General features: G+C 56.5%; 18 protein-coding genes. 13 read left to right on the top strand and 5 right to left on the bottom strand.

Annotated elements, in window-relative coordinates; translation table 11 throughout:
- Window positions 1-81: 81 nt before the first annotated feature.
- On the bottom strand, window positions 82-2,784 hold the full coding sequence (gene mgtA, locus KWG64_RS13685) for a magnesium-translocating P-type ATPase (protein ID WP_218522185.1): 2,703 nt from the start codon (window positions 2,782-2,784) through the stop codon (window positions 82-84).
- Window positions 2,785-3,149: 365 nt separating this feature from the next.
- Here mgtA and treR point away from each other — a divergent pair, with 365 nt between their 5' ends.
- The 5 genes from treR to nrdG all read left to right on the top strand — a co-directional run bounded on the left by treR (window position 3,150) and on the right by nrdG (window position 10,302).
- Window positions 3,150-4,100 carry a trehalose operon repressor TreR gene (gene treR, locus KWG64_RS13680; protein ID WP_218522184.1) on the top strand — a complete coding sequence of 317 codons (951 nt, stop codon included), beginning with the start codon at window positions 3,150-3,152 and terminating at the stop codon, window positions 4,098-4,100.
- 155 nt (window positions 4,101-4,255) lie between these two features.
- Window positions 4,256-5,674 (top strand): PTS trehalose transporter subunit IIBC, encoded by a 1,419-nt coding sequence (treB, locus tag KWG64_RS13675; protein WP_218522183.1) that lies wholly within the window; start codon window positions 4,256-4,258, stop codon window positions 5,672-5,674.
- A 29-nt stretch (window positions 5,675-5,703) separates the two neighbouring features.
- The gene (gene treC, locus KWG64_RS13670) at window positions 5,704-7,347 is read left to right on the top strand and encodes an alpha,alpha-phosphotrehalase (protein ID WP_218522182.1); all 1,644 of its coding nucleotides are present in this window, start codon (window positions 5,704-5,706) and stop codon (window positions 7,345-7,347) included.
- Window positions 7,348-7,694: 347 nt separating this feature from the next.
- Window positions 7,695-9,833, top strand: coding sequence for an anaerobic ribonucleoside-triphosphate reductase (gene nrdD, locus KWG64_RS13665; protein ID WP_218522277.1), 2,139 nt, complete (start codon window positions 7,695-7,697; stop codon window positions 9,831-9,833).
- A gap of 4 nt (window positions 9,834-9,837) precedes the next feature.
- Window positions 9,838-10,302 (top strand): anaerobic ribonucleoside-triphosphate reductase-activating protein, encoded by a 465-nt coding sequence (nrdG, locus tag KWG64_RS13660; RefSeq protein WP_195823919.1) that lies wholly within the window; start codon window positions 9,838-9,840, stop codon window positions 10,300-10,302.
- A 49-nt stretch (window positions 10,303-10,351) separates the two neighbouring features.
- Here the strand turns inward: nrdG and KWG64_RS13655 are convergent, their stop codons facing one another.
- From KWG64_RS13655 to KWG64_RS13640, 4 genes are all read right to left on the bottom strand, one after another.
- A complete protein-coding gene (locus tag KWG64_RS13655) occupies window positions 10,352-10,666 on the bottom strand; it encodes a CcdB family protein (RefSeq protein WP_104923467.1) in 315 nt (104 codons plus the stop codon).
- On the bottom strand, window positions 10,666-10,827 hold the full coding sequence (locus KWG64_RS13650) for a type II toxin-antitoxin system CcdA family antitoxin (protein ID WP_218522181.1): 162 nt from the start codon (window positions 10,825-10,827) through the stop codon (window positions 10,666-10,668). Before KWG64_RS13650 ends, KWG64_RS13655 begins: the two co-directional genes overlap by 1 nt.
- A 132-nt stretch (window positions 10,828-10,959) precedes the next feature.
- On the bottom strand, window positions 10,960-11,247 hold the full coding sequence (locus tag KWG64_RS13645; protein WP_101078355.1) for a helix-turn-helix domain-containing protein: 288 nt from the start codon (window positions 11,245-11,247) through the stop codon (window positions 10,960-10,962).
- Complete coding sequence (locus KWG64_RS13640; RefSeq protein WP_218522276.1) at window positions 11,244-11,576, bottom strand: type II toxin-antitoxin system RelE/ParE family toxin; 333 nt, start codon at window positions 11,574-11,576, stop codon at window positions 11,244-11,246. The genes KWG64_RS13645 and KWG64_RS13640 overlap by 4 nt, the downstream gene beginning before the upstream one ends.
- A gap of 352 nt (window positions 11,577-11,928) precedes the next feature.
- On the opposite strand from KWG64_RS13640, the gene phnF reads away from it, so the two are divergent.
- Genes phnF through phnM form a run of 8 tightly spaced genes read left to right on the top strand, consistent with a single transcriptional unit; the run spans window position 11,929 to window position 18,290 of the window.
- Window positions 11,929-12,654: a phosphonate metabolism transcriptional regulator PhnF gene (phnF, locus tag KWG64_RS13635; RefSeq protein ID WP_218522180.1), complete on the top strand. Its 726-nt coding sequence runs from the start codon at window positions 11,929-11,931 to the stop codon at window positions 12,652-12,654.
- The gene (gene phnG, locus KWG64_RS13630) at window positions 12,655-13,098 is read left to right on the top strand and encodes a phosphonate C-P lyase system protein PhnG (protein ID WP_218522179.1); all 444 of its coding nucleotides are present in this window, start codon (window positions 12,655-12,657) and stop codon (window positions 13,096-13,098) included.
- 3 nt (window positions 13,099-13,101) lie between these two features.
- On the top strand, window positions 13,102-13,683 hold the full coding sequence (gene phnH, locus KWG64_RS13625) for a phosphonate C-P lyase system protein PhnH (RefSeq protein WP_195823925.1): 582 nt from the start codon (window positions 13,102-13,104) through the stop codon (window positions 13,681-13,683).
- Complete coding sequence (locus KWG64_RS13620) at window positions 13,683-14,765, top strand: carbon-phosphorus lyase complex subunit PhnI (RefSeq protein ID WP_195813616.1); 1,083 nt, start codon at window positions 13,683-13,685, stop codon at window positions 14,763-14,765. The genes phnH and KWG64_RS13620 overlap by 1 nt, the downstream gene beginning before the upstream one ends.
- Complete coding sequence (locus KWG64_RS13615; protein ID WP_195823926.1) at window positions 14,755-15,630, top strand: alpha-D-ribose 1-methylphosphonate 5-phosphate C-P-lyase PhnJ; 876 nt, start codon at window positions 14,755-14,757, stop codon at window positions 15,628-15,630. The genes KWG64_RS13620 and KWG64_RS13615 overlap by 11 nt, the downstream gene beginning before the upstream one ends.
- Window positions 15,630-16,421, top strand: coding sequence for a phosphonate C-P lyase system protein PhnK (phnK, locus tag KWG64_RS13610; RefSeq protein ID WP_101078348.1), 792 nt, complete (start codon window positions 15,630-15,632; stop codon window positions 16,419-16,421). Before KWG64_RS13615 ends, phnK begins: the two co-directional genes overlap by 1 nt.
- Window positions 16,422-16,449: 28 nt before the next feature.
- Entirely contained in the window at window positions 16,450-17,157 is a 708-nt protein-coding gene (gene phnL / locus KWG64_RS13605; protein WP_195813614.1) for a phosphonate C-P lyase system protein PhnL, read from the top strand.
- A complete protein-coding gene (gene phnM, locus KWG64_RS13600) occupies window positions 17,154-18,290 on the top strand; it encodes an alpha-D-ribose 1-methylphosphonate 5-triphosphate diphosphatase (protein ID WP_195823927.1) in 1,137 nt (378 codons plus the stop codon). Before phnL ends, phnM begins: the two co-directional genes overlap by 4 nt.
- Window positions 18,291-18,300: the final 10 nt, after the last annotated feature.

Here is an 18,300-nt window from a genome sequence, read left to right as displayed (position 1 = left end):
AAAGGAATAACTATAGACGACGGATAAAAAAAAGACGGTGACTGCGTTAACAATCACCGTCTTCCGGTTACCGCTCAGGTTTTACTGCCAGCCGTAACGGCGTACAAACCAGCCTTTCACGCACTGCGTCAGCACCATATAACCGGCCAGGATCGCGATGAGCCATGGGAAGTAGCTCAGCGGCAGCGCCTGCAGTTGCAGGAATCCGGCAACCGGCGAGTAGATCAGCGCGATACCGGTAATCACCACCATCAGCGTCATGATGCACAGCGGCCAGGACGCGCGGCTCTGGATGAACGGCACCTTGCGCGTGCGGATCATGTGGACGATCAGCGTCTGCGACAGCAGCCCTTCGATGAACCAGCCGGACTGGAACAGCGTCTGCGCTTCAACGGTATTGGCTTTAAACACCCACCACATCAGGCTGAACGTCAGAATGTCGAATACGGAGCTGATCGGCCCGAAGAACACCATAAAGCGGCCAATATCCCCGGCGTTCCAGCGCTGCGGTTTCGCCAGCTGTTCTTCATCGACGTTATCAAACGGGATCGCCACCTGAGACACATCGTAAATCAGGTTCTGAATTAACAGGTGCAACGGCAACATCGGCAGGAACGGCAGGAAGGCGCTGGCAACCAGCACGCTGAAGACGTTACCGAAGTTAGAACTGGCGGTCATTTTGATGTATTTCAGCATGTTGGCGAACGTTCTGCGCCCTTCCGTCACGCCCTGTTCCAGCACCATCAGGCTTTTTTCCAGCAGGATAATATCGGCGGCCTCTTTGGCGATATCCACCGCAGAATCCACGGAAATACCGATATCTGCCGCACGCAGCGCCGGTGCGTCGTTGATGCCGTCGCCCATAAATCCGACCACATGCCCTTCGCCGCGCAGCACGCGCACGATGCGTTCTTTGTGCATCGGCGTGAGTTTTGCAAATACCGTGGTTTCGCGGGCAACGTGTAACAGCTGTACATCGTCGAGTTCGTCTATATCGCTGCCAATCAGTACGTTATCTGCCTTTAAGCCGACGTCTTTGCAGACTTTACGCGCCACCAGCGGGTTGTCGCCGGTGAGAATTTTGACGGTCACGCCTTTGCGTTGCAGGGCTTCCAGCGCCGGTGCGGTGCTCTCTTTTGGCGGATCGAGGAACGCGATATAGCCGGCCAGAATCAGGCTGGATTCGTCCGTAACGCCGTAGCCTTGCGTGCGGGAAGGCATGACTTTGTGCGCCACCGCGACCACACGCAGCCCCTGCTGATTGAGGTCGTCGGTGATGCGGCGAATGCGCCCGAGCAGCACATCGGTCAGCGGAACAATCTCACCGTTGAGCTGCACCAGCGTACAAATCGACAGCATTTCTTCCAGCGCACCTTTGCAAATCAGACGGTGATTCTGGTCGTTTTCTGCCACCACCACGGACATCCGGCGGCGGTCGAAATCAAACGGGATTTCATCAACTTTCAGGGAATTGTGCGCCTGACTGGCATCACCGGCTTCCAGCACCGCCACGTCGAGCAGGTTTTTCAGGCCGGTCTGGTAATGGCTGTTTAGCCACGCCAGGTGCAGCACGTCATCGCTGGTCACGCCAAGCACGTCGGTGTGGCGTTCGAGGACGATTTTATCCTGCGTCAGCGTGCCGGTTTTGTCGGTACAGAGAATGTCCATCGCGCCGAAGTTCTGGATCGCGTCCAGACGTTTGACGATGACTTTCTGGCGCGACAGTTTCACCGCCCCTTTCGCCAGCGTGGACGTCACAATCATCGGCAGCATTTCAGGCGTCAGCCCGACCGCGACGGACAGCGCAAACAGTGCCGCTTCCCACCAGTCGCCTTTGGTGTAGCCGTTGATCACCAGAACGACGGGCGTCATCACCATCATAAAGCGGATCAGCAGCCAGCTGACTTTGCTGATCCCCGCCTGGAAAGCGTTCGGCTGGGTATCTTCCTGCACCACGCGTTCGGCAAGCTGGCCGAACCAGGTTTTGGTGCCGGTCGCAATCACCATCGCGATTGCCGTGCCGCTCACCACGTTGGTGCCCATAAAGCACAGGGTATTCAGTTCAAGCGGATCGTTAGCAATGGGTTTCTTTTCGCAGGCGTGTTTTTCCACCGGCAGGGATTCACCGGTCAGCGCCGCCTGGCTGATAAACAGATCCTTGGCTGAGAGAATACGCAAATCCGCCGGGATCATATCGCCCGCCGACAGCTTAATCAGATCGCCCGGCACCAGCTGGCTGATGGCAATTTCGACCGTTTCACTGCGGCCGGTTTGCGCGTCGCTGCGCAGCACGGTCGCGGTGTTGCTGACCATCGCTTTCAGCGCATCAGCCGCTTTGTTGGAACGCGCTTCCTGAATGAAGTGCATGAACGTCGAGATAAACACCATCGCGCCGATGACCAGCGCGGCGGTCAGATCGTCGGTGGCGTAAGACACCATGCCGAGGACGGTCAGCAGCAAATTGAACGGGTTGCGGTAGCAGTGCCACAGGTGCAGCCACCACGGCGCAGGTTGCTGATCGCCGGTCTGATTCAGGCCGGAGACTTCGCGGATCGCCTCAGCTTCCTGCTCCGTCAGCCCTTCAGGGTGGCTGTCAAATTGCAGGTAAAGCTGGTCTTCTGTCGCACGGGCACAGGCCTGACAATGCGCTGCCATCGCCGCAGGCACCGCCTGTGCGGCACGGCCCGGAACGGTTTCGAGCATCGGGTCGCGACGAACTAAACGACGCGGAAGGTTGCGGCTGAGCGCATCGAGCAGCCGGGAAGTTATATTTTTGAACATCATTCGCACCTTTGTTGCGCCCACGGCTAAGCCGCCATAAGCATGGCAAAAGGATTTCTAAAAACAGGGCGAACGAAAAAACGTACACCACTGCTCACCAGATAACGTCACGGCAAGCAGCAGCAAAAGGCGGGTGCTTACCGGATCACAACGGACCTACAGAGTTGGGGTCGGGTTCCATCAGGTTTTCACCTCCGGTAAGGAACAGTTTGGAAATTCATAGCCGTCGGGCAGGAAAATCCGTTAGGGTAATCAGGAATAAGTGGATATACCTTCGATAATTCGCGCAGTATACGCCGGTGAACTGCAACCAAAATTAAACCTGATCAAGTTATTAATCATTCATCAAACAACCATACAAAATAACTATGCAAAATCGCCTGACCATCAATGACATTGCCCGCCTGAGCGGCGTCGGAAAATCCACGGTATCGCGCGTGCTGAATAATGAAGGCAATGTCAGCCCGCAAACCCGTGAGCGTGTTTTGCAGGTGATTGAGCAGGAGCATTTCAGCCCGTCAAAATCGGCACGCGCCATGCGTGGTTTCAGCGACAAAATTGTGGCGATTATCGTTTCGCGTCTGGATTCCCCTTCTGAGAATCAGGCGGTGCGCGCCATGCTGCCGTTGTTTTATCAGCAGGGATACGATCCGATTGTGCTGGAAAGTCAGTTCAGCGCCGAACGCGTGAAAGAGCATTTGCAGGTGCTGAAGCAGCGCAATATCGACGGCGTGGTGTTGTTTGGTTTTACCGGATTGTCCGCGCAAATGCTGACGCCGTGGAAAGATAAGCTGGTGATGCTGGCGCGCGATATGCCGGGTTTATCTTCGGTCTGCTACGACGATGCGGGCGCGGTGCAGCTGCTGATGCAAAAATTGCTGGCGCAGGATATCCGGTCGGTTGGCTTTATCGGCGTTTCACCGCACGACACCACCACCGGCCAACGCCGCAGCGAGGCATACCGGGCTTTTTGTCAGGAACATCACCTCACGCCGCACATTGTGCTGGGCGAACTCACCTACCAGAGTGGTTTTGAGCTGATCCCGCAGTTGCTTGACCGCGATATTCAGGCGGTAATTTGCGCCTCCGACACCATTGCGATTGGCGCGCAGAAATACCTGCAACAGCAGCAAGTCCGCGACGTACAGGTTTGCGGTATCGGGAATAACCCGTTGCTGCACTTTCTGTTTCCGCAATCCCTGTCGGTTGAACTCGGCTATGGCGCGGGTGGAGAAGCCGCCGCGAAGCAGCTTCTGGCGCAGCTCGACGGTTCCGCGACGCTGCAACAGCTGATTATTCCCGGCCAGCTCGCCGTCTGATTTTCCCCTCTTTGATTTTCTGAATAACAGAAACTTTGTGATCGTCCCGGCAAAACCGGGAACGTTCCCGGACAAGTTCCCACCGGCTTCGCTATGCTTGAACCGTTCCCTACCTCAACGACAAATTTACGCATACCTATAAAAGGCCACCTCCTATGAGTAAGGTAAAACAACAGGATGTTGATCAGCTGATCGCCCTCGTGGGCGGCAGTGACAATATCGCCATGGTGACTCACTGCATCACGCGTCTTCGCTTTGTCCTCAATGACCCGTCCAAAGCGGATCCGAAGGGCCTCGAAACCCTGCCGATGGTGAAAGGTTGTTTCACCAACGCCGGTCAGTTTCAGGTCGTCATCGGCCCGGAAGTGGACGATTACTACAAAGTGCTGATCGCCAGCACCGGCAAAAGCGAAGCCGGCAAAGAGCAGGCGAAAGTGGCCGCACGCCAGAATATGAGCTGGTTCGAACGCAGCATTTCGCATTTCGCTGAAATCTTCTTCCCGCTGTTACCGGCGCTGATCAGCGGCGGTCTGATCCTCGGTTTCCGTAACGTTATCGGCGATATTCCGATGAGCGACGGGCAGACGCTGGCGCAGATGCACCCGCTCTGGCAATCCATTTACGACTTCCTGTGGTTGCTGGGCGAAGCGGTGTTTATGTTCCTGCCGGTGGCCGTGTGCTGGTCAACCGTGAAGAAAATGGGCGGAACGGAAATTCTCGGCATCGTGCTGGGGATCACGCTGGTTTCGCCACAGCTGATGAACTCCTACAACCTTGGCCAGCAAATTCCTGAAGTGTGGAATTTCGGCTGGTTCACCATCGAAAAAGTCGGTTATCAGGCGCAGGTTATTCCTTCCGTTCTCGCCGGTATGGCGCTGGCGATGATTGAAAATGGCCTGAAACGCATCGTGCCGAATTACCTGTATCTGGTGATTGTGCCGGTTACATCGCTGATTATTGCCGTCTTCCTGGCGCACACGCTGATCGGGCCGTTTGGCCGCATGATCGGCGACGGCGTGGCCTTTGCGGTGAAATTCGTGATGACCGGCAGCCTCGCGCCCGTCGGTGCCGCCCTGTTTGGTTTCCTGTATGCGCCGCTGGTGATTACCGGTGTGCATCAGACCACGCTCGCCATCGACATGCAGATGGTTCAGAGCACCGGCGGAACGCCGGTCTGGCCGCTGATCGCGCTGTCCAACATTGCGCAGGCCGCGGCCGTTGTCGGCGTCATTATCGTCAGCCGTAAACACAACGAGCGTGAAATTTCCGTACCTGCCGCGATCTCCGCGTTCCTCGGCGTGACCGAACCGGCGATGTACGGGATCAACCTGAAATACCGCTTCCCGATGCTCTGCGCGATGATCGGCTCAGCTTTCGCCGGGCTTATCTGCGGCCTGTTTGGCGTGACGGCAAATGGCATCGGCGTCGGTGGCCTGCCGGGCATTTTGTCCATCAAACCGCAGTTCTGGAGTATCTACGCGCTGGCGATGCTGGTGGCGATTGTGATCCCAATCATCCTGACCGTTCTGGTTTATCAGCGTAAAGCCCGCCGCGGCGAGCTGGCGGCGGTGTGAAGAAACAGATGTTGAATAAGGAAAATGCGATGAGCAGCGAATTGCCGTGGTGGAAAAACGGCGTGATTTACCAGATTTACCCGAAGAGTTTTCAGGACACCACGGGCAGCGGCACCGGCGATATCAACGGCATCACGCAGCGTCTGGATTACCTGAAAACGCTGGGCGTTGACGCGCTGTGGCTAACGCCGGTATACCTGTCGCCACAGATTGATAACGGCTATGACGTGGCCGATTACTGTGCGATTGACCCGGCTTACGGCACGCTGGAAGATTTCGAGCGCCTGACCCGCGAGGCGCATCAGCGCGGCATCCGCATCGTCATGGACATGGTGTTTAACCACACATCGACGCACCACGAATGGTTCCGCCAGTCGCAGGATCCGGCCAGCGTTTTCCGTCCGTTTTACATCTGGCGCGACAGTGCGCCGGAAGGCGGGCCGCCGAATAACTGGCGTTCAAAATTTGGCGGCGGCGCGTGGGCGTGGCACGAAAACAGCGGGCAATATTACCTGCACCTGTTCGCCACCGAGCAGGCGGATCTCAACTGGGAATACCCGCCGGTGCGCGAGGCGCTGAAAAAAGTCTGCCAGTTCTGGGCCGATAAGGGCGTCGATGGTTTGCGTCTGGACGTGATCAATCTGGTGTCCAAACAGCAGGATTTCCCGGCTGATGACACCGGCGATGGCCGCCGTTATTACACCGACGGCCCGCGTATTCACGAATTCCTGCAAGAGTTCAGCCGGGACGTTTTCAAGCCGCTCGGGCTGATGACCGTCGGTGAAATGTCATCGACAAAACTGGAACATTGCCGCCGCTACGCCGCCAACGATGGCAGCGAGTTATCGATGACGTTTAACTTCCATCACCTGAAAGTCGATTATCCTAACGGTGAAAAATGGACGGACGCGCCGCCGGATTTCGTGCAGCTCAAGCAGATTTTCCGCGAATGGCAACAGGGAATGCACTGCCACGCCTGGAACGCGCTGTTCTGGTGTAATCACGATCAGCCGCGCATTGTCTCGCGCTTTGGCGATGAAGGCGCGCTGCGCGAAACGTCCGCGAAAATGCTGGCGATGGTGCTGCACGGTTTGCAGGGTACGCCGTACATTTATCAGGGCGAAGAGATCGGCATGACCAATCCGGGCTTTAAACATCTCGAACAGTACCGCGATGTGGAAAGCCTGAACATGTTTGCCGAGCTGAAATCCGACGGGCGCAGCAACGAAGAACTGCTGCGGATCCTGGCGCGAAAATCCCGTGATAACAGCCGGACGCCGATGCAATGGAACGACGGCGATCAGGGCGGTTTCACCACCGGTACGCCGTGGATTTCGGTCAGCCATAATGTAAAAGACATCAACACTGAACAGGCGCTGGCAGATAAAAACTCTGTGTTTTATCTTTATCAGCAACTGATTCAGCTGCGCAAAACCGTGCCGGTGCTGACTCACGGGGATTATCAGGATCTGTTGCCGGAACACCCGCAGTTGTGGTGCTACCAGCGTGAGGCAAACGGGCAAACGTTGCAGGTGATGGCGAATCTGAGCGGTGAAAATCAGGCCGCCGGTCTGCCTGATTTCGCAGGAAAAACGCTGCTGAGCAACTATGGCGATGCAACGGTTTCAGGCAGCCTTCGTCCTTACGAATGCCGCTGGCAACTTCTCGAATAATCTGAATTTTCACCTCTGTCGGGTCAGTCACATCAGTGGCTGACCCGTTTGTTTTTTATGCATCTCCTTAAAAAACAACACGCAAAAAACAGGCCAGAGTTAACATTTGTTCACCTATTCTTCCGACGAAAAAATTCTTTGTTTCAGGTCAATAAAATGACAATTAACGCTCGCGCAGATCCTACATCTAGTGTGTATAGTACACACCCAACCCAATATGTAGCGATTTCTCGCAAAACCCCCACAACCGGCCTGTAAGCCTTGCGGGGCGCGGGAATGAGCGTAAAAGGAGTGTCATTGTGAAGGCAGACAGACTGGAATCCGTACCCGCTAAATCTAACAACAAAATGCAACCCATCGTGATCAAGCGGGATGGTTGTCAGGTCCCTTTCGATGAAGTTCTGATCAAACAAGCGGTGCAACGCGCCGCCGCTGCCGCCGGTATCGACAGCGTCGGTTACTGTGAACAGGTCGCCCGCATTGTCGCTGAAAATCTGCAAGACCAGGCCCGCGTCGATATCCATGAAATCCAGGACGCCGTTGAAAACCAGCTGATGGCTGGCCCGCATAAAAAACTGGCGCGCGCCTATATCGAATACCGCCATGACCGCGACGTAAAACGCGAAATGCGTGGCCGCCTGAATCAGGAAATCCGCGGTCTGGTTGAGCAAAGCAATATGGCGCTGCTCAACGAAAACGCCAACAAAGACAGTAAAGTGATCCCGACGCAGCGCGATTTGCTGGCCGGTATCGTCGCCAAGCATTACGCTAAACAACACATTTTGCCGCGGGACGTGGTGCTGGCGCATGAGCGCGGTGAAATCCATTACCACGATCTGGATTACTCGCCGTTCTTCCCGATGTTCAACTGTATGCTGATCGACCTGAAAGGCATGCTGAATCACGGTTTCAAAATGGGGAATGCCGAGATTGACACGCCGAAGTCAATTTCCACCGCCACGGCGGTCACCGCGCAAATCATCGCGCAGGTCGCCAGCCACATTTACGGCGGTACCACTATTAACCGCATCGACGAAGTACTGGCACCGTTCGTCACGTCCAGCTTTGAAAAACACCGCGCCATCGCGCAGGAATGGCAGGTCGCTGACGTCGAAGCCTTTGCGCACAGCCGTACCGAAAAAGAGTGTTATGACGCCTTCCAGTCGCTGGAATATGAAGTCAACACGCTGCACACCGCCAACGGTCAGACGCCATTTGTCACCTTCGGCTTCGGCCTCGGGACGACCTGGGAATCACGCCTGATCCAGCAATCTATTCTGCGCAACCGCATTGCAGGGCTCGGCAAAAACCGCAAAACCGCCGTGTTCCCGAAACTGGTGTTCGCTATCCGCGAGGGTCTGAACCATAAAGCCGGTGACGCGAATTATGACATCAAGCAACTGGCGCTCGAATGTGCCAGCAAACGCATGTACCCGGACATTCTGAATTACGATCAGGTGGTCAAAGTCACCGGCTCCTTCAAAACGCCGATGGGCTGCCGCAGCTTCCTGGGCGTTTATGAAGAAAACGGCGAGATGATCCACGAAGGCCGCAACAATATCGGCGTGATCAGCCTGAACCTGCCGCGCATCGCGCTGGAGGCAAAACAGGATGAAGCGACGTTCTGGAGCCTGCTCGACGAACGTTTACTGCTGGCGAAAAAAGCCCTGATGACGCGCATTGCCCGCCTCGAAGGCATCAAAGCCCGCGTCGCACCGATTCTGTATATGGAAGGGGCGTGCGGCGTGCGTCTGAAAGCCGACGACGATATTTCCGGTATCTTCAAAAATGGCCGCGCATCGATTTCTCTGGGTTATATCGGCGTGCATGAAACCATTAATGCGCTGTTCGGCAACCAGACTCACGTTTTCGACGCCAGCCAGCTGCGTGAAAAAGCCGAGGCGATTGTTGCCCGTCTGAAAGCCGCCACGGAAAGCTGGAAAGACGAAACCGGCTACGGATTCAGCCTGTACAGCACGCCAAGCGAAAACCTGTGCGACCGTTTCTGCCGCCTCGATAAAGCCGAATTCGGCCTGGTCGCGGGCGTTACCGACAAAGGCTATTACACCAACAGCTTCCATCTGGACGTGGAGAAGAAGGTGAATCCGTATGAAAAACTCGACTTCGAAGCGCCGTATCCGCCACTGAGCAACGGCGGTTTCATCTGCTATGGCGAATATCCGAACCTGCAACACAATCTGAAAGCGCTGGAAGACGTGTGGGACTACAGCTACACCCGCGTTCCTTATTACGGCACGAATACGCCGATTGATGAATGCTACGACTGCGGCTACACCGGTGAATTTGAGTGCACCAGCAAAGGCTTCACCTGCCCGAAATGCGGCAACCACGAGCCTTCACGCGTGTCAGTCACCCGCCGCGTCTGCGGTTATCTCGGCAGCCCGGATGCGCGTCCGTTTAACGCCGGTAAGCAGGAAGAAGTGAAGCGCCGCGTGAAGCATTTGGGTAACGGACAACTGGGTTAATGTTGTGAATTTTCATCAATATTACTCAGTTGATGTGGTCAACGGCCCCGGAACGCGCTGCGTACTGTTCGTTTCCGGCTGCGTCCACGAATGCCGCGGTTGCTATAACAAAAGCACCTGGCGCGTGGACTCCGGTAAGCCGTTCACGCCGGAAGACGAAGACCGGATTATCGCTGACCTGCAAAACACGGTCATTCCCCGCCAGGGGCTTACACTCTCCGGCGGCGACCCGCTGCATCCGCAAAATCTGTCTGCCGTACGCCAGCTGTTGCTGCGCGTAGAGGCAGAATGTCCCGGCAAAGACGTGTGGATGTGGACCGGCTACACGCTCGGAGAATTGACGCCAGAACAGCAGGACGTGGTGGCGCTCATCAACGTACTGGTGGACGGCAAATTTGTGCAGGAACTGAAAGACCCGTCGCTGATCTGGCGCGGCAGCGGGAATCAGGTGATTCATTACTTACGGTAAAGCGCCTGAGATGAAAGCTTACAGAGGGGAAATCACGCCCCTCTTTTCTCTAAATTCCATTCAGCAAAAAATCAAACGCGTTTTTCACTTCATAGATTTCACCGTCGAGCTGTTTTATCCACTCACCGATTTCTTTCGGGGAAACACCTCCCAACATGTGCGTCATCGCAACATAATGCTGATGTTGGATTTTGAGCAACGGACAAAGCTTTTTAGGCGGAAAATCAATAAGCCGGGTCAACGGAATCAGCGGTACCATGACAGTATGGTGATAGCCCACGGCTGACGGATGATGAATATTCAGCAGAAAGGGATAGGCTGCTTTTCCTCCCCCCTTGTTGGTATAAATGGCGTACTGATCCATCAAAATGCACGCTGATAGTCAGAGAAAGCCCCATATTCCTCTGCATATTTCTTTATGGCCTCAATCCCTTTCCTATTCTCCCGCGTCCATATTTCAGCCGGTGTTTCAGGCATTACCTGAACAGGTAACTCATTGAATTCCATTGTTCTTGCTTCTGACATACATAATCCTTATGTGATTAACGGTTAAAACTTGCACGACTTAAAAAGTGTATTCCTACACTCTCACGCCGTAAACCGCCGATGTGTATTCCTGCGAGACATCTTCCAACTCTTGCGTTCCCTGACGCGTGTTCAGGCAACCGCGATACCGTTGATTTCGATATTCGAGATGCGCAGCTCAGCACTCGCCAGCATATTGACCAGCATATCGATACTGAAAACCGAGATTTTTCCCCGGACAAGATCCGATATCCGCGGCTGCGTTACTCCGAAAAACTTCGCAGCCTGAGCCTGTGTCATTTTGTTATTTTCGATATGCGCGGTGAGAACCCTCATCAATTTAGAGCGCACTTTCATGTTTTCAGCCCGCTCCGGGGTGTCTTCAATGGCATCCCATACGCTGTCAAACTCTTCAATCATTGCGAATACTCCATTATCAGGGCTTTGTATCGCTGCTTTGCCAGTTCAATATCCTGATGACTTGTCGTCTGAGATTTCTTCTGGAAACAATGCAACACGTAAATGGCCTCTTCTAATTTAGCCAGATAAATCACGCGAAATATCCCTGCGGGATCCTTAACCCTGACCTCTCTGACCCCGGTGCCAATGGCTGGCATAGGTTTCCAGTCAAACGGCATTTTCCCCTTCTGCACAAGCTCAAGTTGATAGCCTATTTCTTGCCGGACGCTGAGTGGGAATCCCCGCAGATCAGCAAGACTACTGCCCGCGAAGGCGATTTTTTTCATTATGACTTCCTTGTAAAATTATACAAAATTTTATATAAAATAAGATGTATTAATCCCATTCAGTCCTTTCATCAGGTTATCGCCGCGACCCGATCCCGCCGCGTCCGGAATGTAATGGGCTTATGTTTTCCCGTAAATCCTTACAGGTGATTCCTGCGAGACATCTTCCAACTCTTCACTTCTTTGCAACCTGACCTTCACCCAACTGTCACTTTGTTTCGCCAACATGATGCCAACGCCGAACTGAGGTTTGCATCATGTCTCATTCATACCGCTCTCAAAAAAATCGTCTGCCACTGCGTGAATGCGCAGCGCCCTCCTTTGCCCGTTTATCCCGTGCGAGGTATTCATTGTGATGAACTTATCTAGACATCCGACCAGTCACACCACGGTTTATCAGCAAATTGCTGCTGAACTGGAAAACGAACTGCGTAACGGCTATCGCTGCGGGGATTATCTGCCGCCGGAACAGCAGCTTGCCGAGCGCTTTAAGGTCAACCGCCACACGCTGCGTCGCGCGGTGGATGAGCTGGTGGATCGCGGCTGGCTGCAACGCCGTCAGGGGATTGGCACGCTGGTGCTGATGCGGCCTTACGATTACCCGCTGCATTCGCAGGCACGGTTCAGCCAGAACTTGCTGGATCAGGGCAGTCACCCGACCAGCGAACGTTTGCTGGCGGTTCTGCGTCCGGGCACCGATCACGTCGCTGCGGCGTTATCGCGTCAGGAAGGCGACACCGTGATTCATCTGCGCACGCTGCGCCGCGTCAACGGCGTGCCGGTTTGCGTGATCGACCATTACCTGCCCGATCTGGACTGGTGGCCTGCGCTGCAAAACTTCCATAACGGCTCACTGCACGATTTTATCCGCGAAGAAATTAAGCAAAAACTCAGCCGCCGCACGACCCGCATCAACGCCCGCCGCGCGCTGGCGAAGGAAAGCAAATTACTCGAAATCGTGCCGCAGGCCCCGCTGCTGTGTGTGCGCACCCTGAACATTTGTGAAGGCAGCGACCAGGTGGCGGAATATTCCGTCAGCCTGACGCGCGCCGACATGATCGAACTGACCATGGAGCACTGAATGGATCACCTGCAAACCCGCCAGCGCTGGATGTCGGTGCTGGCTCACAGCCGCCCGGATGAACTGCTCGCGCACTGGCAACCGCTGAATCTGTCTCCGCAATTTGAACGCATCCGCGCCGCCGAAAGCGGCCTGACGCAACTTCAGGGCCGCATGGGCGGCACCGGAAAACGCTTTGTGATGGGCGACATGACCGTCACCCGCGCCGTGGTGCAGATGGACGGCGGCGTCTACGGCTACAGCTATGTCAGCGGCCGCAATAAAGTCCACGCTGAGCTGTGCGCCGTTATTGATGCTTTGCTGCAAATCCAGGGGATGGATGAACTGCTCCATAAGCGGGTGATCGCCCCGCTGGCGGCGCTGCAACAGGAACGTCGCCAGCAGCGCGCCCGCGAGGTGGCTGCCAGCCGTGTCGATTTCTTTACTCTGGTTCGCGGAGAATAATTCATGTCACTTGTTGCCAGTTTTCAAAATCCGGTTGCCGATGCGCAATACAGTTTCCGTCGTATTCTCAAAGCGTTAAGCGAACCCGGCGTCAGCGTGCAGTTGCCCGCGATGCCCGGCTTCGGCGCGCTGGGTTCTGCCAGCGCCTGCGTGTTGCTGACGCTTATCGATCAGGACACCCCGCTGTGGCTGAGCGCCTCGCTCAACGATGAAATCCTGCGGAAAAACCTGCGCTTTCACACCGGCGCGGTGCTGACCGATTCTCCTTCTGCCGTCAGCTTCGCGCTGGCGGATCCGGCGCTCGACAGCGCGACGTTACTGGCTTTCCCGTGCGGTGACGAAATGTCGCCGGAGCTGGCGACCAGCGTAATTGTTCAGCTTGAAGCTCTGACCGGCGGTACGCCGCTGCGTCTGCGCGGGCCGGGTATTGAGAGCAGCCGGACGATTTCGCCACAGCTGCCGGACGCAGTTCGCGATTACCTGCTCAACCGCCCTCACCGTTTCCCGCTCGGCCTGGACTTTATGTTCACCTGCGGCGAAGAACTGATTGCCGTGCCGCGCACCACGCGCGTGGAGGTGTGCTGATGTACGTCGCCGTTAAAGGGGGTGAGAAGGCGATTGCCGCCGCCCATCAGCTGCTGGCGCACGAACGCCGTGGCGATACGGATGTGAATGAACTCGGCTGCGAACAGATTGAGCAACAGCTCGGTCTGGCAGTCGACCGCGTGATGAGCGAAGGCGGGATCTACGACCGCGAGCTGGCCGCGCTGGCGATTAAGCAGTCCGGCGGCGATCTGGTGGAAGCCATTTTCCTGCTGCGCGCTTACCGCACGACGTTGCCGCGTCTGGCGACCAGCGAACCGCTGAACACCAAAGCGATGCGCCTCGAACGCCGTATTTCCGCCATCTATAAGGATTTGCCGGGCGGTCAGGTTCTGGGACCAACCTACGATTACACCCACCGTTTGCTGGATTTCGCCCTGCTGGCGGAAGGTGAAGCGCCGTTTACGCCCATTGCCGACGAACCTCAGCCGGAAAATTGCGGGCACGTTTTTGACCTGCTGACGCAACAACAGCTGGCGGTTGAGGAACAGGACGACGGCACCGAGCCGGAAGATATCACCCGCACGCCGCCGGTCTATCCGGCTTCGCGCGCGGCGCGGTTGCAGCAACTGGTACGCGGCGACGAAGGTTTTCTGCTGTCGCTGAGTTATTCCACGCAGCGCGGATATGGCCGCACGCACCCGTTTGCCGGTGAAATCCGTACCGGCTGGCTGACCGTAGAAATCGTGCCGGAAGAGCTGGGCTTTGCGATTGATATCGGCGAAATCCTGCTGACCGAATGCGAGATGGTGAACGGCTTTGTCGCGCCCGAAGACAAACCGCCGCATTTCACCCGCGGTTACGGGCTGGTGTTTGGCCGCGCCGAACGCAAGGCCATGTCGATGTCGCTGGTCGACCGCGCGCTGCAAACCCGCGAATACGGCGAGCAAATCAGCAGCCCGGCGCAGGACGAAGAATTCGTTTTATCTCACGCAGACAACGTCGAAGCGGCGGGTTTCGTTTCGCACCTCAAGCTGCCGCACTACGTCGATTTCCAGGCCGAACTGGAATTGCTCAAGCGCCTGCGCGCTGCGAAAGAACAGGACTCCGCCCATGAACAATAATGCCGCCCAGACGCTCACCGGCTATAACCACGGTTATCTCGACGAGCAAACCAAACGCATGATCCGCCGCGGGATCCTGAAAGCCGTGGCGATCCCCGGCTATCAGGTTCCGTTCGCGGGGCGCGAAATGCCGATGCCTTACGGCTGGGGCACCGGCGGGATCCAGCTCACCGCCAGTGTGATCGGTGAAAAAGATGTGCTGAAAGTGATTGATCAGGGCGCTGACGACACCACCAACGCCGTGTCGATCCGCAAGTTTTTCCAGAGCGTAGCCGGGGTGAAAACCACCGAGAAAACCGTGGATGCCAGCCTGATCCAGACGCGTCACCGCATTCCGGAAACGCCGTTGCAGGAAGATCAGATCCTGATTTTTCAGGTGCCGATCCCCGAACCGCTGCGCTTTATCGAACCGCGCGAAACCGAGACCCGCAAAATGCATGCGCTGGAAGAGTACGGCGTGATGCAGGTGAAACTGTATGAAGACATCGCGCGCTTCGGCCATATCGCCACCACCTATGCGTATCCGGTGAAAGTGAACGATCGCTACGTGATGGATCCGTCGCCGATCCCGAAATTTGATAACCCGAAAATGCACATGATGCCGGCTTTACAGCTGTTTGGTGCCGGGCGCGAAAAACGTATCTACGCCCTGCCGCCGTTCACCAAAGTGGAAAGTCTGGACTTCGACGATCACCCGTTCACCGTGCAGCAATGGGACGAACCCTGCGCCCTCTGCGGTTCACATCACAGCTATCTCGACGAAGTGGTGCTCGACGATGTGGGCAACCGGATGTTCGTGTGCTCAGACACCGATTTTTGCGCTCAGCAAGTTGAGCAACAGGCTTCCAACGAGGTTAACCGCTGATGACCACTCCATTAAATCTCGCCGCCGCGCCGCTGTTGTCGGTGAACAATCTGACCCATTTGTATGCGCCGGGAAAAGGCTTCAGCGATGTGTCTTTCAATCTGTATCCGGGCGAAGTGCTGGGCATTGTCGGCGAATCCGGTTCCGGCAAAACCACGCTGTTGCAGTCGATTTCAGCCCGCCTCGCGCCGCAGCAGGGCAACGTTATTTACAACAATGGCCAGACGCCCGCGCAGTCTTTGTATGACATGCCGGAAAGCGACCGCCGCCGCCTGCTGCGCACAGACTGGGGCGTGGTACATCAGCATCCGATGGACGGCCTGCGCCGCCAGGTTTCTGCCGGTGGCAATATCGGCGAGCGCCTGATGGCGGTCGGTGAGCGTCATTACGGCAATATCCGCCAGAAAGCCAGCCAGTGGCTGGAAGACGTGGAAATCCCGGTGTCGCGCATCGATGACCTGCCGACCACGTTTTCCGGCGGGATGCAGCAACGTCTGCAAATCGCCCGCAATCTGGTGACGCATCCACGTCTGGTGTTTATGGATGAACCCACCGGCGGCCTCGATGTGTCCGTGCAGGCGCGGTTGCTGGATTTGCTGCGCACGCTGGTGGTGGAAATGCAGCTGGCGGTGGTGATTGTGACCCATGATCTGGGCGTCGCGCGTCTGCTGGCGCACCGTTTACTGGTGATGAAACAGGGTCAGGTGGTGGAAAGTGGTTTAACCGACCGCGTGCTCGACGACCCGCATCATCCGTATACGCAGCTGCTCGTGTCCTCCGTGTTGTCTTAACCCTTATTCCAGAGAAAGAGTGACCAAAATGACGACGAAGCTCAGGGTCGAAAATCTCAGTAAAACTTTTGTGTTACACAACCAGCACGGCGTGCGGTTGCCGGTGTTCAGCAACGCCAGTCTGGAGGTGAAAGCCGGAGAATGCGTGGTGCTGCACGGCCATTCCGGCAGCGGAAAATCTACGTTACTGCGCTCGCTGTACGGTAATTACCTGCCAGACAGCGGCAAAATCTGGGTCGAACATCAGGGCCAGCAAATCGATATGGTCAGCGCCGAAGCGCGCGAAATCCTGTCCGTGCGCCGTCATACCGTCGGCTGGGTCAGCCAGTTTCTGCGCGTGATCCCGCGTATCAGCGCGCTGAATCTGGTGATGCAGCCGCTGCTGGAACTGGGCGTGGATAAAGCACAAAGCGAAGCCCGCGCCAGCGCATTGCTGCGCCATCTGAATGTGCCGGAACGTTTGTGGCATCTCGCGCCATCAACATTTTCGGGCGGCGAACAGCAGCGCGTGAATATCGCACGCGGCTTCGTGGTCGATTATCCGGTGCTGCTGCTTGATGAACCGACCGCCTCGCTCGACGCCACTAACCGCGCCGCCGTCGTCACGCTGATTGAGCAGGCGAAAGCCCGCGGAGCCGCCGTGGTCGGGATTTTCCATGACGAAGATGTCCGCGAACGTGTCGCCGATCGCCTGTATGAAATGAGCCCAGAAACTGCCCCGGAGATGTCCGCATGATCATCAACAACGTCAAACTGGTTCTCGACGATCAGGTCGCCGAAGGCTCGCTGGAAATGCACAACGGCGTGATCACGGCTTTTGCCGACACGCGCAGTCAGTTGCCGCAGGCGCTGGACGCTCAGGGCGGCTGGCTGCTGCCGGGATTGATCGAGCTGCACACTGATAACCTCGACAAGTTTTTCACGCCGCGCCCGAAAGTGGACTGGCCGGCACATTCCGCCATGAGCAGCCATGATGCGCTGATGGTGGCAAGCGGGATCACCACGGTGCTCGACGCCGTGGCCGTGGGCGATGTGCGCGACGGCGGGCATCGTCTGGAGAATTTGCAAAAGATGATCGACGCCATCGTCAACAGCCAGAACGCCGGGCTGAACCGCGCTGAACACCGTCTGCATCTGCGCTGCGAACTGCCGCACGATACCACGTTGCCGCTGTTTGAAAAGCTGATGGATACGTCAGTTCTCTCGCTGGTTTCCCTAATGGATCACTCGCCGGGCCAGCGCCAGTTCGCCACGCCGCAGAAATACCGCGAGTATTATCAGGGCAAATATCACATGAACGATGAGCAGATGGACGCGTATCAGGAAGAGCAAATCGCCCTGTCGCGCCGCTGGGCACAGCCAAACCGCGAGGCGATTGCCGCCCATTGCCGCGCCAGGAATATTTCGCTGGCCAGCCACGATGACGCCACGGCGGCACACGTTGAGGAATCTCTGGCGCTCGGCAGCGTGATTGCAGAATTCCCGACCACCGAAGAAGCGGCACGCGCCTCGCACGCCAGCGGGCTGGCGGTGCTGATGGGCGCGCCGAATATCGTGCGCGGCGGCTCGCATTCGGGCAACGTCGCGGCGCATAAACTGGCGTCACTGGGTCTGCTGGATATTTTGTCCTCCGACTATTATCCCGCCAGTCTGATGGACGCCGTTTTCCGCATCGCCAATGATGAAACGAATGCCTTCAGTTTGCCGCAGGCCGTGAAGCTGGTAACGCGAAATCCGGCCAATGCGCTGGGCTTGCAGGATCGCGGTGAAATTGCCGAAGGCAAACGCGCCGATCTGGTTCTGGCACGTGCGCATGGCGATCATCACTATGTGCAAAACGTCTGGCGTCAGGGCATTCAGGTGTTCTAAACGGAGAGAA

The organism is Rahnella sp. PD12R, assembly GCF_019200965.1.
Classification (GTDB): Bacteria; Pseudomonadota; Gammaproteobacteria; order Enterobacterales; family Enterobacteriaceae; genus Rahnella; species Rahnella laticis.
This window is presented reverse-complemented; position numbering and strand designations above follow the sequence as displayed.

Excerpts from the sequence above, each read along its gene's own strand:
- phnG (WP_218522179.1), top strand. The coding sequence starts at position 12,655 with ATGGATCACCTGCAAACCCGCCAGCGCTGGATGTCGGTGCTGGCTCAC.
- mgtA (WP_218522185.1), bottom strand. The coding sequence starts at position 2,784 with ATGATGTTCAAAAATATAACTTCCCGGCTGCTCGATGCGCTCAGCCGC.
- KWG64_RS13620 (WP_195813616.1), top strand. The coding sequence starts at position 13,683 with ATGTACGTCGCCGTTAAAGGGGGTGAGAAGGCGATTGCCGCCGCCCAT.
- KWG64_RS13655 (WP_104923467.1), bottom strand. The coding sequence starts at position 10,666 with ATGGATCAGTACGCCATTTATACCAACAAGGGGGGAGGAAAAGCAGCC.
- phnH (WP_195823925.1), top strand. The coding sequence starts at position 13,102 with ATGTCACTTGTTGCCAGTTTTCAAAATCCGGTTGCCGATGCGCAATAC.
- treR (WP_218522184.1), top strand. The coding sequence starts at position 3,150 with ATGCAAAATCGCCTGACCATCAATGACATTGCCCGCCTGAGCGGCGTC.
- treC (WP_218522182.1), top strand. The coding sequence starts at position 5,704 with ATGAGCAGCGAATTGCCGTGGTGGAAAAACGGCGTGATTTACCAGATT.
- phnF (WP_218522180.1), top strand. The coding sequence starts at position 11,929 with ATGAACTTATCTAGACATCCGACCAGTCACACCACGGTTTATCAGCAA.
- treB (WP_218522183.1), top strand. The coding sequence starts at position 4,256 with ATGAGTAAGGTAAAACAACAGGATGTTGATCAGCTGATCGCCCTCGTG.
- nrdD (WP_218522277.1), top strand. The coding sequence starts at position 7,695 with ATGCAACCCATCGTGATCAAGCGGGATGGTTGTCAGGTCCCTTTCGAT.
- KWG64_RS13645 (WP_101078355.1), bottom strand. The coding sequence starts at position 11,247 with ATGATTGAAGAGTTTGACAGCGTATGGGATGCCATTGAAGACACCCCG.
- KWG64_RS13650 (WP_218522181.1), bottom strand. The coding sequence starts at position 10,827 with ATGTCAGAAGCAAGAACAATGGAATTCAATGAGTTACCTGTTCAGGTA.
- KWG64_RS13615 (WP_195823926.1), top strand. The coding sequence starts at position 14,755 with ATGAACAATAATGCCGCCCAGACGCTCACCGGCTATAACCACGGTTAT.
- phnM (WP_195823927.1), top strand. The coding sequence starts at position 17,154 with ATGATCATCAACAACGTCAAACTGGTTCTCGACGATCAGGTCGCCGAA.
- phnK (WP_101078348.1), top strand. The coding sequence starts at position 15,630 with ATGACCACTCCATTAAATCTCGCCGCCGCGCCGCTGTTGTCGGTGAAC.
- phnL (WP_195813614.1), top strand. The coding sequence starts at position 16,450 with ATGACGACGAAGCTCAGGGTCGAAAATCTCAGTAAAACTTTTGTGTTA.